Source organism: Lacibacter cauensis (assembly GCF_007830055.1).
GTDB classification, from domain to species: domain Bacteria; phylum Bacteroidota; class Bacteroidia; order Chitinophagales; family Chitinophagaceae; genus Lacibacter; species Lacibacter cauensis.
In genome coordinates, this window is the sequence record NZ_VLLE01000004.1 from 316187 (window position 1) to 331598 (window position 15412).

General features: G+C 43.1%; 12 protein-coding genes and 1 pseudogene. 7 read left to right on the forward strand and 6 right to left on the reverse strand.

Annotation, left to right across the window (positions count from 1 at the left end; all coding sequences use genetic code 11):
* Positions 1–217: 217 nt before the first annotated feature.
* Positions 218–2662 carry a TonB-dependent receptor gene (locus IQ13_RS11470; RefSeq protein WP_144886516.1) on the reverse strand — a complete coding sequence of 815 codons (2445 nt, stop codon included), beginning with the start codon at positions 2660–2662 and terminating at the stop codon, positions 218–220.
* A gap of 396 nt (positions 2663–3058) precedes the next feature.
* Here IQ13_RS11470 and IQ13_RS11475 point away from each other — a divergent pair, with 396 nt between their 5' ends.
* The 4 genes and pseudogenes from IQ13_RS11475 to IQ13_RS21495 all read left to right on the forward strand — a co-directional run.
* Positions 3059–3445: a hypothetical protein gene (locus tag IQ13_RS11475; protein WP_144886517.1), complete on the forward strand. Its 387-nt coding sequence runs from the start codon at positions 3059–3061 to the stop codon at positions 3443–3445.
* 103 nt (positions 3446–3548) lie between these two features.
* Positions 3549–5888, forward strand: a complete 2340-nt coding sequence (locus tag IQ13_RS21645; protein WP_144886518.1) for a TonB-dependent receptor — start codon at positions 3549–3551, stop codon at positions 5886–5888.
* Between the two features lie 3 nt (positions 5889–5891).
* A complete protein-coding gene (locus tag IQ13_RS11485; RefSeq protein WP_144886519.1) occupies positions 5892–7100 on the forward strand; it encodes a sialidase family protein in 1209 nt (402 codons plus the stop codon).
* 135 nt (positions 7101–7235) lie between these two features.
* Positions 7236–7409 (forward strand): annotated as a pseudogene (locus tag IQ13_RS21495) (LPXTG cell wall anchor domain-containing protein); the annotation flags it as partial.
* An 18-nt stretch (positions 7410–7427) separates the two neighbouring features.
* Here IQ13_RS21495 and IQ13_RS11495 read toward each other — a convergent pair.
* The gene (locus IQ13_RS11495) at positions 7428–8480 is read right to left on the reverse strand and encodes a glycosyltransferase family 61 protein (protein ID WP_144886521.1); all 1053 of its coding nucleotides are present in this window, start codon (positions 8478–8480) and stop codon (positions 7428–7430) included.
* A 273-nt stretch (positions 8481–8753) separates the two neighbouring features.
* Here IQ13_RS11495 and IQ13_RS11500 point away from each other — a divergent pair, with 273 nt between their 5' ends.
* From IQ13_RS11500 to IQ13_RS11510, 3 genes are read left to right on the forward strand one after another with little or no spacing between them, the layout of a single operon-like run.
* Positions 8754–9302 (forward strand): RNA polymerase sigma factor, encoded by a 549-nt coding sequence (locus tag IQ13_RS11500; protein ID WP_144886522.1) that lies wholly within the window; start codon positions 8754–8756, stop codon positions 9300–9302.
* A gap of 34 nt (positions 9303–9336) precedes the next feature.
* The gene (locus IQ13_RS11505; protein WP_144886523.1) at positions 9337–10080 is read left to right on the forward strand and encodes a hypothetical protein; all 744 of its coding nucleotides are present in this window, start codon (positions 9337–9339) and stop codon (positions 10078–10080) included.
* 20 nt (positions 10081–10100) lie between these two features.
* A complete protein-coding gene (locus tag IQ13_RS11510; RefSeq protein WP_144886524.1) occupies positions 10101–10526 on the forward strand; it encodes a hypothetical protein in 426 nt (141 codons plus the stop codon).
* A 220-nt stretch (positions 10527–10746) separates the two neighbouring features.
* On the opposite strand, the gene IQ13_RS11515 is transcribed toward IQ13_RS11510, so the two are convergent.
* The 4 genes from IQ13_RS11515 to mrdA form a co-directional block, all read right to left on the reverse strand.
* Entirely contained in the window at positions 10747–11490 is a 744-nt protein-coding gene (locus IQ13_RS11515) for an MBL fold metallo-hydrolase (protein ID WP_144886525.1), read from the reverse strand.
* 140 nt (positions 11491–11630) lie between these two features.
* Complete coding sequence (locus IQ13_RS11520) at positions 11631–11924, reverse strand: hypothetical protein (RefSeq protein WP_144886526.1); 294 nt, start codon at positions 11922–11924, stop codon at positions 11631–11633.
* A gap of 50 nt (positions 11925–11974) precedes the next feature.
* On the reverse strand, positions 11975–13318 hold the full coding sequence (gene rodA / locus IQ13_RS11525; protein WP_144886527.1) for a rod shape-determining protein RodA: 1344 nt from the start codon (positions 13316–13318) through the stop codon (positions 11975–11977).
* Entirely contained in the window at positions 13318–15408 is a 2091-nt protein-coding gene (gene mrdA, locus IQ13_RS11530; protein WP_144886528.1) for a penicillin-binding protein 2, read from the reverse strand. Before mrdA ends, rodA begins: the two co-directional genes overlap by 1 nt.
* Positions 15409–15412 lie beyond the last annotated feature (4 nt).

Sequence of the window (15412 nt, forward strand, 5' to 3'; positions counted from 1 at the left end):
AGCTGAGGCCACGAACTGCACGAAAGGACACAAAAAAGTTCACAGTAATAGATCAGTATCGAGCAAAAGATTATGGAAAAACCATTTCATAAATAAAGCACTTCAGACCTCTTATCAGAGTGCTCTATTGTTTAACCGGTCTTATACCACAATAGCTTTACTCATCTCCGTCATCATCTGTTTTGGTGTACCCGGTTTCAGCCAGAAATTGAAGTACTTACTCCCGCACCCTGTTTTGTTCCTGTTGTGCGCTGTTCTGGTTATGCTTTCTTGTATCGCTGATGGTTTTTCCAAAGCGCCAGGCCAGTGAGATGGTAAATACACGGGTATCGTTTGCATTACGCCAGTTGGCCTTGGTGTTGGCGAGGTTGTTAATGATGCCACGGTTTATCTGTGTGTACAGGATATCATTTGCTGTAGCACGAACGGTGAAAGCTGCACCCAGTTTTTTCGACACACCCGCATTCAATCTTCCACGTTCCAGTAAAATAAATTGATTGGAAGTGATGTTTGTTTGATAAAACCCATCGATCTGCGCACTCCATCCGTTGGTGAATGTAAAACGGAAGTTGGGTTGTATAAACCAGTACGTGCCTTGTGTATCGAGGTAGCCGGTGTAGAAATTCGTTTGTGAATGGATATTGGTCACTTCTGTATAATAACCAAAGCTCAGCCATTTTTTAATGGGCAGATCGCCTTGCAATGATCCGCTGATGTTGGTGATCTTACCAATATTTCCAGGGCGGCTGTAGTAGGTGCCGTCTTTTATTTCAATTGTTTCGTTGGTATTGTTGAGTGTGGAACTGTAACGCAACGCCACTGTGATCTTGTTTTTATAACTGTACGACAGTTGTACGTTGTGCGTGTATGCCGGTAATAAAAACGGATTGCCCACATAGTAGGTGAACTTATCCAGTGGTGAAATAAACGGATTGAGATCCTGGTAAAACGGCCGGTTAATTCTTCTGCCATAATCGAGTGTGAGGGTGTTGTTGCCGGCGCTGTCTAATTTATAATTGAGGTAAACAGTGGGGAACAAACTTGCATAGGTGCGTTTAAACGATGAATCGGGTTTTACGGCATTACCCAACTGCCTGCCATCGGAGATGGTGTACTCGGTGCGTAGGCCTAACTGCATCGACCAACGTTTGCCTTCATGCGAGCTGTTGATATAGGCAGCATGAATATCTTCTTTGTAAATGAAATGATTTGTTTTGTCGTAGTCGGGTGTTGTTGTATTGTTCTTCGTTAAAAAATAATCGGCCACATTATCGGTTCTTATCTGGCTCGATTTTGCACCTGCATCAATTTTCCAGCCTTTCTTCAAAGGATGAGTATAGTCTGTTTTTAACGAATAGATATCAATGGCAGCAGGCAGATTACCCGTTAAACGTTCCTGTTGTGAAAGTGTATTGTTTGGGAGATAGGTGTAGTTATCAAACAGCTGTTTATTGCCGGTGCTGTACCGCAGGTAGTCGGCATCTGCTGAAAGTTCGGGGCCGTTTTTACGCATACGTCTTCTGAAATTCAGGTTCACACCTGCGTTGCTGAAGGTGTTGTCTTGTGTATTGTTGGCCACAATGGTTGAATCAAGTTGAAAAGCAGTATTGATAAAACGGCTGCTGTTATCGTTATCACGTTGTCCTTTTCTTGTAACGCCGGTGAGTACAATACCGAATGTATTTTTCTCTGTTGCATAATAATCGGCACCCACTTTACCTGAAAAAGCAAGTCCTGATGATTTGATATAAGTGTGTTGCAGGAAATCGTAATTGCGGCTGCCGTCGGGTTTTATAAAATGACGATTAATGTTGAGATCAGAAAAATTGGTTGCCTGGTTTTGTGTGAGTGTGCCGAATGTATTGATCTTACCATTGCGGTAGTTAAAGTTGAAACTGTTGTTTGATTTTGCATACCTGCCCTGTGTATAGGCATTGTTGAGTGAACCGTTGAAACCTTTTGCCTTTGTCCGTTTCAACCGGATGTTGATGACACCTGCTCCACCTGCTGCATCGTATTTTGCGGGCGGGTTGGTCATAAGTTCAATCTGGTCAACAGAAGAAGCAGGTAACGAGCGCAGGTAACTTTCCAGGTCGGCACCGCTTAAGTAAGTGGGTTTATCATCAATAAAAATCAGCACGCCATTTTTTCCCTGCAAACTGATGACGCCATTGTTATCAACAGAAACGCCGGGTGATTTTTCCAGCACTTCCAATGCTGTTGAACCGGCAGCGCTGATCATCTGGTCAACATTGACAACTGTGCGATCGATTTTTCTTTCAACCGGCGGGCGTTGAGCTGTGATGGTGATGCCCTGCAGATCTTTTGAAAGCGGGATAAGTTTGATGGTGCCCGTATTGATCGTATTTTTTTCTGTGGTAAGCGTAATGTTGCTGCTATCTTTTGCGAAGCCACTCATGCTGATGATCAATTGATAGCTGCCTTCTTTTATTTTCTCTAAGAGAAAGCTTCCGTTGTTATCGGTGAGGGCCGTTTTAACAGCAGTGTTATTTGTGGCGGAGCGTACCAAAATGGTTGCGCCTTCTAAGGGCTGTTGTAATGAGTCAACCACTTTACCTGAAATGGAGCCGGTGCCGCTTTGGGCAACTGCATGGAAACAACTGCATACAAGAAAAAGGAGGGCGAATACAGAACGTAGCATGATAAGGTTTCGTTAAGAACGAAAAATTAAAGGGAATGTGTGGATTGCATTTGCAGATAGTGATAAGTGGCGGGAGGGAGTGCTGTTTTTTACATCATTATGCTTTCTTCTATATCCAGCTGGTTGATTAATGGATTTTTGATATTACAGTTGATACTTAACTATTTTCTATCCGGATTTACTGCCTTCTAAAAACGATGCTGTTGTTCTTGCCAAACATTCAACAATACAAAACAAGAAAAGGCAGGCACTAAAACAGCTATTGGCTGATACTATTCAACAGACTCTCTATTGAACCATTTCCAACGTATACATTTTTTTTCTTTCCGCATTACTTTATTACGCAAAAATATTTATGACTTCGATCAGGTTCATTCCATTTAACCACAACTATATTTGCAGCATCAAATGTTCCGGCAGTTACTCGCTATATTATTTCTTCTTGCATTTGCAATACAAACCTTTCAGCAAAACCTGATCGTTGGCAGTTACTACTTCAACAATGCGGCGTATGCAAAGAACTGTGAGAACAAAGCCAAACCATCGTTAGGCTGTAAGGGTAAATGCCAGATGATGAAAAAATTACAGCAGGAAGAACAGCAAGAAGCCCCTGCTCCCGGTATGAAAGCCGAACAAAAAGGCGAATCCTTTTCATCGCTTGTTAACAACACAATTATCAAAACACCTGAAACTAATGCGAACCGTTGTTTTGGTTTTGCATTTACAACCGGCACTCCTGCAAACATTGCAGTAAGCATTTTTCATCCGCCTTCTATCGCTTAACATCAATCGATGCTGCAATTTCTGCAGCTCATCCTGTTGTGCTTCCAATGCACGAACAGCGAACTTTTATTTGCATTTCATTTTCTAAACTGAACTCATTACTATGTATTCGTTATACAAGGTATGTGTTGTGCTGTTGTTTGCACTCACTGCTCAGCAGCTATCTGCACAAACCATCATCAAAGGCAAACTCATCGACAGCCTCAGTAAAGAACCTGTACAGGGAGCAACCATTCGTTGTACCACTGTTAACTGTAACTGCAGCTGCAGCAGTAATGCAGCGGGTGAATTTACGATGCACTGCAAAAGCAATTGCAGCGAACTGTCTGTAACATCCATTGGTTACAGCAACCGTGTTTTCAAAACTGATCGCAACCAATTACTTCTTACCCTCGCTCCTGCTGTTTCCTTTTTACAGGATGTAGTGGTGTCGGCTAACAGAGGCGAAGCTGTTAAACGTTCGCTGGCGCCTGTTGCCATCAGCACACTCAGTAACCGTATGATTCAAGATGCAAAACCTGTTACAATTGACCAGGTATTAAACAAGATCAGCGGCGTAAACATGGTGAGTCTTGGCAATGAGCAACACCAGATGAGCATTCGTCAACCGATGACCACCAAAAGCTTGTTCCTGTATCTGGAAGATGGTATTCCTGTACGTACAACAGGCTTATTTAATCACAATGCCTTGCTGGAAATGAACATGAGTTCGGTTAAAAGCATTGAAGTGATCAAAGGACCTTCCTCTTCGTTGTATGGCAGTGAAGCCATTGGCGGCGTGGTGAACTTTATCAGTATTGCGCCAACAGCACTACCGGTTTTGAAAATATCGTTGCAGGGTAACAATATTGGTTACAAACGAAGCGATCTGATTACTTCGTTTCAACAAGGCAAATGGGGTGTTGCACTCAGCGGCTATTATGCCGATAAACAAAACGGCTACCTGGAGTATAGCGATTTTCATAAAGGCACGGCTACTGCAAGAATTGATTATCGCTTTTCTGATAAAACTATTTTGAGCAACAGTGCAACCTGGCTCAACTATTACAGCGATATGTCGGGCGGTATTGACAGTACGATGTTTGCCAATAAAACATTTAAGAACCTGCAAACATTTACTTATCGCAAGGTGAATGCATTTCGATATCACTCTACTTTAACGCACCAATGGAATGCACAAAGCAAGACCACGGTTACAGTTTTGTACAGGGAAAACAGTATTGGTCAAAACCCTGCTTACAGGGTAAAAGATGATTACCGGAAAGTGGGCGCAGTATACAAAGGACAAAAAGATCTTGCGCATGGCGAAATCAATGAAAGCCGATTTAACAGCTATTCTTTTATAGCACAGCATAAACAAAACTTCAACTGGAAGAAAGCTGTGTTGATTGCCGGTGTAAATACCGATCTCAGTCCTTCAACTTACAACGCCAACTATATCCGCATACAAAAAGATACGGTTACAAAAAAGTATGTCAGCTATCAAAGCACCGATAGTGTATTAACCAATTACGCAACCAAGCTCAACAACTATGCAGCGTTTGCCAGTTTCGAATTCAGTCCGCTGGAGAAGTTGCGCATTGTTGCTTCACTGCGTTACGATCTGTTTCAATACAAATTCAACAATCACTTAACGCCATCTGCATTCAGCGGTTCGCCCGATACGACGAATGTATTCAAGCGTTTCAGCCCGAAGATTGGTTTTACTTATAACTTTTCGAACAACATTGGTATTTATGCCAACTACAGCGAAGGTTTTGTACCGCCGCAGGTAACAGAAATGTACACCGGTGTGCAGGTGCCGAAACTTGATGCTTCTGTTTTTTATAACTATGAAGCCGGTGGATGGATCGCCTTACTGAAAAACAAACTGAGTGCTGATGTGAGCATATACAATCTTACCGGCACCAACGAAATCATTTCGGTGAAACTCGATGATGGTTCATTCGCTAATCAGAATGCAGGTAAAACACAGCATCGTGGTGTGGAGTTTGGCATCAATGCAAATCCTGTAAAGGATGTTACACTGCGTTTCAGCGGTGCGTACAGCAAACACATTTTTATTTACTACACAGAGAAAGGCATCAGCTATAGCAATAATCAGATGAACAATGCGCCTAACTGGATCTGGAATACCGAGCTCTGGTACAAGCCTTCTTTCGTAAAAGGTTTGCGTATGGGTTTGGAGTGGCAGCATGTAGGCAAGTACTTTGCTGACCCCAAAAATACAGCCACTTACAACGGTTATGATGTGTTGCATGCAAGAGCCGGATACCGCATCAGAAATTTTGAAGTGTGGGTGAATGTGATGAATGTAACCAACCGTTACTACTCCTACATCACAACCAAAAGTGCTTTCGGCTACAGTTACCAGTTAGCAGAACCAAGACATATTAACCTGGGTGTTTCATTTGATTTCGCTCAACTAAAAAAACGCAATTAACACATGAAATACATTTTTATTCTAACAATAGCTGTCGTTGTTTTTACTGCATGTAAAACAGGCAACGGCGAATTACAACTTACAACCAGTGAATCTATTTTAGTCGATACCATTCCCGGCTCCTGTCCTTACCTTACAAAGGACAGTAAGGGTAATGTGTTGCTCAGCTGGGTACGCAGCATCAATGATTCTTCTTCGATTTTTTGTTATGCTGTATCAACCGATGGGAAAACATTTTCTGCACCGGTTCGTATTCCCACCAGTACCAATATTCATCCGCATGCAGAAAACTTACCGAAGATCATTGCCAAGCCATCGGGTGAATTGATTGCTTTATGGGGTGCTGCCAATCCCAACCCAAAGAACAAATATTCCGGTTTGGTTTTTTACAGTCAATCGTTTGACAATGGAACAACATGGAGTACGGCCAAACAATTAACAACAGATACAGCCAGTTTCGATCAACGGTATTACGATGTGGCGTTGTTGCCCGATGGTGAAGCGGGCATCATCTGGCTCGACAACCGCAAGGCCACAACCAAAGAAGGTTCGGGTTTATATTTTGCACGCACTGCAGGTGCCAATGGATTCCAAAACGAGCAACGCATCAGTCAGCTTTGCTGCCAGTGTTGCCGCACACAGTTGTTTATTGATACAAAGGGTGGTATCCATGCTATTTATCGTGGCATCATCAACGACAGCATCAGGGATATGATGCATATTGTTTCAACTGATAATGGAAAAAGTTTTACCGAACCCATCCGCATCAGTAATGATAACTGGGTGCTGAAGGGTTGTCCGCATACCGGCCCATCGATGACAGAAAACAAAACAGGTTTGCATTTTGCCTGGTTTACAGGAGCCGGTAAGAAAGGTTGTTATTTCACCAGCTCATCCAACAACGGACAAAGCTTTGCAGCAGCAGACAGTGTAAGCAGCAACGGGTCGCATCCGCAGCTTACCCAACTCAGCAACGGAACGTTACTGCTTGTATGGGATGAAGCAATACAAGTAAACAGCAAAAGCTATAAACGTATTGCTGCGCAGTTACGGGACGAGCAAGGAAAAAATATAGGTAGAACGTTTCTTACGGCAGACAGCACGGTTGCCAGTTATCCTGTTCTTGTGGCTTTACCTTCTAATAAAGTGCTGCTTGCCTATACAGCGAAAAAAGCTGAAAAGAATTATATCCGTTATACCTCTATTGAGTAAGCAACTGCATTAGTTCACAACAACAAAAGCCCATCGCTTGCGATGGGCTTTTGTTTGAGCAGCTTTCCAATGTTAAGTTTTTACGCATCATTGTTTTGCTGCAAAGCATAGCGTACTTTTTAACCAAATACAAGCAGTATGAACTGGCCTGTTCTTATTATCGTTGGCATTGCATTACTTCTTCTTATTGTCTTCCTCGTTCGCCGGAATCAAAAAGATGAACAGGAGTTTGAGCAACAGCTTAACAACGATTACCACAAAACAAAAGATGAAGAAGGCGATGTGGAAACCGACAACAGCCTGCGTTAATGCACAACATTCTGTTGCTTAATTGGCAACCTGTATGGCCTGTCGTGAAAGAAACAGGTCAAGATTTTTTTCCAATACCGCCGTGGAAAGTGTAAGGTTGCAGGCGTTCGGCCCTTCAATCAACTTATTGGAATCGGGTTCGCCAAACTGGTAGTAATAATCCAGCTGCATGGCATCGGCCAGGTGCCAGAAGCATTGGTTTTGATAGATGCCATTCCTCCTGAACTCCATCAGTGCGGCACCGGGTTGCATAAAAAATGCATTGGCCAGTCCGGCTCCGTGAATGGAAGCAACAATGGAAGCCGATTGCGCCAGCTGCACCTGTTCTTTAATTGATAATTTTTCAAATCGCAGAATCTCAAAGCCGTAATCGAAAAACACAGCCTGCACTTCATGTTCATTGAGCAGCCTCCGGTGTGTTGCCTGTTCCCGGCTGATGTAAATACGTTTTGCGTTGTTTTGCGCATGCAGGGGAAAGGTTTTGTACAACTGTTTCTTCAACTGCAGCATTAACGAATCGTGTATACGACCCGATTGCACAGGCCTTTCAATAATGGTAAGACTTTTTATCCTGTGCATGGTATGCTGTTGTATCCACTCAATTGCAGGAGGCAACAGTCCCAGCATCTTCAGTATTTCAATGCCGTTTGTATGCACATACGGCGTATCGGGTAACAGAAACACATGCGTACCGAATAAGTGTTTTGCAGCATACAGCCGGGGCAGAAAATCGCAGATGAAGTTGTAATGATTACTTGCAGTGCCATCAAAACACAATGCATACGGAACATCGGGCATCTTTTTCTTCGACCAAAAAAGAATCTGTGTCAGATTTTTAAACAAGCCCTTCTGTCTTGCAGCAAACTTTGAAACAGGTAAGAGTTTTAAAGCCGCATCGAACACAAGTCCTTCATTATTTACAAGTACATTGTGGTAATGATCTGCTGTTATATAGTTGGTTTGATAGTGAAATTCATCTTTACAAAAATCAAAATCGCCCTGTTTAAAATTCACGGGCATTTTCCGGTAAACAGCTTCTGCACGGTGTAAAATAGGTAAAGATTCTGCCATAGATTAACAATCTGATACGTTGGTAAATAAATGTTCTCAGCTAAGCGCAAACAAAATAGGTGATGCAACGAGATAATATTTCAATTGATTACCAAAACTGAAATTCGATTTAACAGGCGTGAACATAAACCCATAACTGTGTTTCGGGCCGCAACAAGAAGCGGAAAAATTTTCGTGATGTTTTAAACCTTTGTCGTCTTTATCCATCTTACCAGCGGTTTTTCTACCTTTAGGGAACAGAAAAATCCAAACCAGAAAACCTCTATTCAAACAATGACCCAACCCGACGATAAGGAATTATTGCTGCAATTCCACGACCCCGCCACCAAGGAGCGGGCCTATACCCGTATCATTAAAAAATACCAGGAAAAATTATACTGGCATATCCGCCGCATGGTTGTTGAGCACGAGGATGCCAATGATGTGCTGCAGAATATGTTTATTAAAGTGTGGAACGGGCTGGAGAACTTTCGGGAAGATGCCCAGCTGTACACCTGGTTGTACCGCATTGCCACCAACGAGAGCCTTACGTTCCTGGAGCAGCGGAAAAAACGTTCGGCCGTATCCATGAACGAAGCCGAAGCGGGGTTGAGCAATACCATTAAAGCCGATAAACATTTTGATGCCAACCGGTTAGAGTGGAAATTGCAGCTGGCCATTCAGCAGCTGCCCGAAAAACAACGGGCTGTCTTTAACCTGCGGTATTACGATGAGATGCCGTATGAAGAAATGAGCAGAGTGCTGGAAACCAGCGAAGGAGCACTAAAAGCCAGCTATCATCATGCCGTTAAAAAAATTGAGGATTTTATCCTGAACCGTTAAACCATCGGCCTCTGTAAACATCTATATAAACGAAATGACACGCAGTACAGACATAGTGAAAGAATTGGAGGCATTAAGCCCTGTGGTGGCACAGATCAATGCCGTGGTTCCCTACCAGGTGCCCGAAGTGTATTTTGAAACGCTGAGCACCGTTGTGATGGCCCGTATCGCCGCAGGCGGCAACGAAGAAAACAGCCTGTTACAGATAGCAGGTAAAGTAATGCCGCAGGATGTACCTGCCGGTTATTTTAATTCGCTGGCTGATACTATTCTTACCAAACTTAAAGCGAATGGCAATAACGTTGCTGTTACCGATGAATTGCAGGAGTTATCGCCTGTATTAGCCGGCATCAGTAAAGCCAATGTATACGAAGCTCCGGCCGGTTACTTTGATACCCTTACCACTGCCGTTACCGCAAAACTGCAACCCGAAACAAAAGTTGTATCGCTTTCGGTTGCACGCAAATGGATGCGTTATGCAGCAGCTGCAGTTGTACTCAGTATGCTTGCATTTGGCATTAACTACTCTTTACAGAAAAAGAACAATGCTGTTGCGGTAGCTGCAAAAATTAAAACAGAAGCACAGTTTAATCAGCAACTGGCAAGTGTAAGTGATGATGCTATTATCAATTACCTCCAGCTTACTGCCGATACAAAAGATGTTGAATCGATTAAGCAATTAATAGATGGCAATCAATTGCCCGAAGAAGCAGATTATATTGATGAAGAGTTCCTTGATGCGTTTATGAAAGAGCTCGAAGCAAAGCAAACAAATTAAAAACACTTGAAGAAAAGGTTATGAAAAAGATAGTTACACTTATGATGGTTGTTCTGTTTAGCGCAGGCAGTGTGTTGTATGCGCAGGAGCAGCCCGATAATAAAGAGCAGGAAAAAATAAAGGCTCTGGAAATAGCATTCATCAGCCGTAAGCTGAACCTTACCGAAAATGAAGCACAACGTTTCTGGCCCATTTACAACGAGTATAAACGTGATGTACGGCAGGTAATGCTTACACAACGTAACAACCCCAAACGTGATGTTCTAAACGAAGAACAAATGATTATTGATGTACGTAAGAAATATAAAGAACGCTTTGTTGGTGTAATAGGACAGCCCAGAATGAATAAATTCTTTGAAGCTGAAAGAGAGTTTCGTGGTGTGCTGTTGAATCAGCTTAAAAACCGCCCCAATAAGCCAGTGTTGCAACGTCGAAACATAAATTAATTTGGAAAAATTATTTCTTATGCTATAAATTTGCGAATAGGTGTTTTTCATAGGTTAGCAACGGCCGACTCTTTTCAGGGTTGGCCTATTTTTTTGCCCGCAAATGCAGGCTGGCAAAGGGTTTCAGTAGTTTAACTTAAAAATAAAAAAGCATAAACCTTAGTTGTATAAAGGTTTATGCCTGTATTGTAACCGATGTATCCGAAGCCTGTTGTGCTAACTAAAAGCTGAACACCGGTGTTTTAATATCGTGATAGAAAAGAAACTTCCAGTTTTCTTTTTGTCCTTGCTCCCACCATTTCACACGTAAGTCTGCTGCAAGCTTTCCATCAAAATCGTACTTGGTTACAAACTTTGTTTTCATTTGAAACAACTGCGGTGCAACATCGCCACCAAAGAAAACGGTTTCGTTGTTTTCTTTAATCCAGAAAGCCTGGTGCCAGGGGCTGTGTCCGCCGGTCCATTCGTAAAAGATATAATCATCAATGACACCTTCGCTTTCGATGAGTTGCAGTTTATCTGTTTCTGCAAGCATACTTACATCATCAATGGCATATGACTTTGACAATTTGCTCAATGCAATTTCAAGTTCCTGTTTGTTCACTATGTATGTTGCGTTGGGGAAACTGAGAAAACGTTGTTGCAACACTGCATCTTCTTTGCTGATACCGCCTGCATGATCTCTGTGCAAATGACTCATGAGTACCTTGGTTACTTCCATTGGATTGATGCCCGCCTGCATAAGATTATGATGAATCTGTAATGTACCGTCGGGCATGGTAAAGCCGAGTCCGGTATCGAGCAGCAGAATATCTTTTTCGGTTATAACAACGAAAGGCTGTACTTCAACAAGTAAACTTCCTGCAGGACGATCTTTCAGATTATCTTTTGCCGGATCGAAAGGAACAAACTTTTTGGTGCCATCAACTGTAAAACTGCCTTCGGAAAGTGGAATTATTTTCATGTAACTATTTATCGGTTTGTTGCAGGCTAAACCTGCAAGATGTGCATGTTACAGCAACTGTTGTGTACTTGCTTCTTTAAAACAGAAACAATGCTGCAGTGCTGTGTAAAGCGCTGCAAAGATACAGGCAGGAAAATTAATCAGTTTAATACCAGCTTGGGAGCACCAATCATGGAGTCGAAGATAAACAGCTCATCTATTTCGTAACGTACAAACGGGCGGATCGGAAACTCTTCAACAATTGCAATTGCTTCTTCTTCCGAGTTGGCATTCAACACCACCCAGCCTTTGCTGCGCACTTCGTTTACAGCGTAGGTTACAATGGTTTCATCACGCATTAATTCATTCACATGCTGACGGTGGGATGGAATAATTGCCCAAAAATTTTCTTCGAGCATTGCGGGTAAATAGAAGGTGCAGAGATACTTTTTCATACAATACAAATTCACAGTTCAGGAACATCGAAAAAGAAATTGTGGCTGTTTTACCGGAGAACCATGTTTCTGTCTGCATCAAGACGAAGCATAATGAAGATAAGAATGGTGAATGTTACCAGCGACGAGCCACCATAACTCAGTAAAGGTAGTGTAATACCAATTACAGGCATCAGGCCAATTGTCATGCTGATGTTAATCATGATGTGAAACAGGAGGATGCAGGCCACGCTGTAGGCATATACACGTGAGAAGGTACTTCGCTGCCGTTCGGCTATGCTGATGATGCGGTACAACAGGAAGAAGTATAAACCAAGCAGCAACGCACTGCCCCAAAAGCCAAAACTTTCGGCAATGGCAGTGAAGATAAAGTCGGTATGCTGTTCAGGTACAAAATCGCCTTGTGTTGTTACACCTTTCAAAAATCCTTTACCGGCAAAACCGCCCGAACCAATGGCGATTTTCGATTGCTTTACGTTGTAGGTGTAATCTTTTTTCTTACCACTGGCTTGTTCCTTTTCGAACAATGCAATCCGTTCGGGACTTTTAGGAACATAGCTTTTGCCAAACATGTTCAATACACGTTCGGCCTGGTAAGGTTTCAGCACTTTATCAAACACCACATTATCTACAAACCATTTAAACCCGATCACCGCAAAATAAACCAGCAGCAGTGCCGCCAGTAAAACGAAGTTGCGTTTTATCTGTCGCCAGAAATAGTAGATCACGATCAACACGATAAAGGCTAATGCACCTGCATACACATAAAACGACAAAACAATTGAGGAGATGAACAACACTACAAATGAAAACCCTACAATGAGATAAATGGCAGGTAAGCCCTCTCTGTACATCACCAGAAAGAAAGAGAAATACACCAATGCCAACCCGGTTTCTTTTTGTGCAATGGAAAGCACTGCAGGGCCCAGCGTTAGTGCAAATGCAATTAAATGCGATCGCAAGGTTTTAAACTCTGTTTCGGGCCTGCTTAAATATTTTGCAAGCGCCAATGCGGTGAACACTTTACACAACTCAGCTGGTTGCAGGTTAAACCCGCCACCTAATGCAATCCACGATTTAGAACCACTGATGTCTTTACCAATCACAAACGTAAGCAGCATCAACAGTATACCACCCATGTACAGCAGGTTGGCAATAGCTGTAAAAAATTTGCTGTCGGTCAACAATACAAACACCGCAACAAGCGAACTGATGCCGATGAACAACACTTGCTTCGAATAGTTTTTCTTCAGCTCCAGCAGCGATTGCACAAACGAATCGCCCATGCGGAACTCAACGGAGAAAATAGCAATAAACCCTACCATCACCAATGCATAGTACAGCAGTACGGTTACTGTATCAACACCTTTTCCTATGGTTGCCTGTTTTTCCATTAAGCTGTTCGTTGCTGTGGTTGTGTGTATGTATAGAAGTTAAACCTGTCTGCCGGCAAAATTGCAAACCAGTTGACCCGTTGCGGCAGTTCTCTTTTCGGTTGTTGTGGAGGCAATGTAGTTGCCGAACGCACAAAGCCAATGGCTGTAGAGTCGAGCCGTATGCGTTTGCGCTGTACCGAATCTTTCGCCTGCCTGATGGAATCACGGCGATGCATCTCGTACCTGATCCTTGCCGGAGTGATAACCACATTGCTGATACGATCAATCTCGGCTTTACGTCTGTCGCCTGCAATAGAATCGTTCAGGAATTTTTCCATCAGCAATGATGCAATCGGCGCAGCCCATGTTGAACCAAAACCTGCATTTTCCACCACTACACAAATGGCGATCTTAGGATCGTCTTTCGGTGCAAAGGCTACAAAGAAAGAGTGGTTCTGCTGTTTCTTTCCTTTGAAATAATTTTCTACTGTTCCTGTTTTTGCACAAACCGCATATCCGTCAATAGCAGCATTACGTGCAGTACCATTGGTTACCACCATTTCCATACCATCAATTACCGCCTGGTAATAATCGTTGGGAATATGCAAAGGCGCTATCTTCTGCCGGTATTTATTGAGGATGGTATCTTCTTTGGTTTCACCTTCAATATCTTTTACAAAGTGCGGCGTGTAATACCAGCCACGGTTGGCAATTAAGCACATGGCATTGGCCATTTGCATAGGTGTGGCCTGTATTTCGCCCTGGCCAATACCCAGCGAAGCAATGGTACAGCTGCTCCAGCCACCTTTGCGGAATACCTTATTGTAGCGGGATGTATCGGGAATATAACCGGAGTATTCGCCCGGCAAATCAATACCCAGCCGGTGACCCAAACCAAAACCCGACATGTATTCTTTCCATTTCATTAACCCGCCTTCGATATTACCGTACTTTTTATTATCGAGTGCCATGCGCAATACATGTGCGTAGTACGAGTTACAAGAGTTGGCGATCGATAAACTTAAATTGGCTGCGTGTCCTGCATTGCTGTGTGTACATGCCGGTCGGCCACAAGGACCATAACGGCCAAAACAGGGATAACCAAACGAAGGTGTAATCAATCCTTCATCCAATGCCACCAATGCACCCAATGGTTTAAAGGTTGAACCGGGAGGATACACCCCCTGCATGCCACGGTTGAGTAAAGGCGATGCCGGATCAACAAACAAGCGGCTGAAATTCTTTCTTGATTCGGAGCCTGTTAATTCGTTTGGATCGTAAGTAGGGCCTGAAGTCATGGCGATGATACCGCCAGTCTTAGGTTCAATTGCCACTACGCTGCCCACTTTACCATGCATTAATTTTTCGGCCAGTTGCTGTACTTCAATGTCAATGTAGGTATTGAGATGGCGGCCTGCAACAGAAGGCGTATCAAAATCACCATTTTCATACGGACCAATCGGACGGTTGAAATTATCACGCAGGATGTACTGTATACCCCGCTGTCCCATCAATACTTTCTCATAATAGCTTTCCAACCCACTTCTTCCGGCAAAATCGCCCATCTGGTAAAAGAAGTTCGAACGTTTCAACATGCCCGAATCCACTTCGCCCACATAACCTAACAAATGCGCTGCTGCTTTAAACGGATAACTACGGATGGGACGTTCCTGTAAAAAGAAAGCGGGTTGAAAGCGGAAAAGGTTTTCGTTTATTTTAGCGTACTTGGCTGGCGAAAGCAATGCTTCAAATACCGAAGGACGGTTTCGTGAATTTTTGATGATGGCTGTTAATACACGCTGTTTAAATTCAGCGGTATCAATTTCAAGAATGCGGCAGAGCGCAAATGTATCAACTCCTTTAACCTGCGATGGTGTCACCATCAGATCGTACATGGTAACATTATCCAGAATGGCTTTGCCTTTACGGTCGAAAATAATACCACGGCTGGGGTACACAATTTTACGGAGAATGGCCTGGTCGTTGGCCAGCTTGGCATACTTCGAAGTAAACAACTGCAGCGTCATTAACCGCACAAGAATAATTGCAAATACAATTGCAATGATGAGTCGGATGGTGATTTGTCTTGACTGATTAAATTCGGCCATGGCC

Excerpts from the sequence above, each read along its gene's own strand:
- IQ13_RS11470 (WP_144886516.1), bottom strand. The coding sequence starts at position 2,662 with ATGCTACGTTCTGTATTCGCCCTCCTTTTTCTTGTATGCAGTTGTTTC.
- IQ13_RS21645 (WP_144886518.1), top strand. The coding sequence starts at position 3,549 with ATGTATTCGTTATACAAGGTATGTGTTGTGCTGTTGTTTGCACTCACT.
- IQ13_RS11485 (WP_144886519.1), top strand. The coding sequence starts at position 5,892 with ATGAAATACATTTTTATTCTAACAATAGCTGTCGTTGTTTTTACTGCA.
- IQ13_RS11495 (WP_144886521.1), bottom strand. The coding sequence starts at position 8,480 with ATGGCAGAATCTTTACCTATTTTACACCGTGCAGAAGCTGTTTACCGG.
- IQ13_RS11500 (WP_144886522.1), top strand. The coding sequence starts at position 8,754 with ATGACCCAACCCGACGATAAGGAATTATTGCTGCAATTCCACGACCCC.
- IQ13_RS11505 (WP_144886523.1), top strand. The coding sequence starts at position 9,337 with ATGACACGCAGTACAGACATAGTGAAAGAATTGGAGGCATTAAGCCCT.
- IQ13_RS11510 (WP_144886524.1), top strand. The coding sequence starts at position 10,101 with ATGAAAAAGATAGTTACACTTATGATGGTTGTTCTGTTTAGCGCAGGC.
- IQ13_RS11515 (WP_144886525.1), bottom strand. The coding sequence starts at position 11,490 with ATGAAAATAATTCCACTTTCCGAAGGCAGTTTTACAGTTGATGGCACC.
- IQ13_RS11520 (WP_144886526.1), bottom strand. The coding sequence starts at position 11,924 with ATGAAAAAGTATCTCTGCACCTTCTATTTACCCGCAATGCTCGAAGAA.
- rodA (WP_144886527.1), bottom strand. The coding sequence starts at position 13,318 with ATGGAAAAACAGGCAACCATAGGAAAAGGTGTTGATACAGTAACCGTA.
- mrdA (WP_144886528.1), bottom strand. The coding sequence starts at position 15,408 with ATGGCCGAATTTAATCAGTCAAGACAAATCACCATCCGACTCATCATT.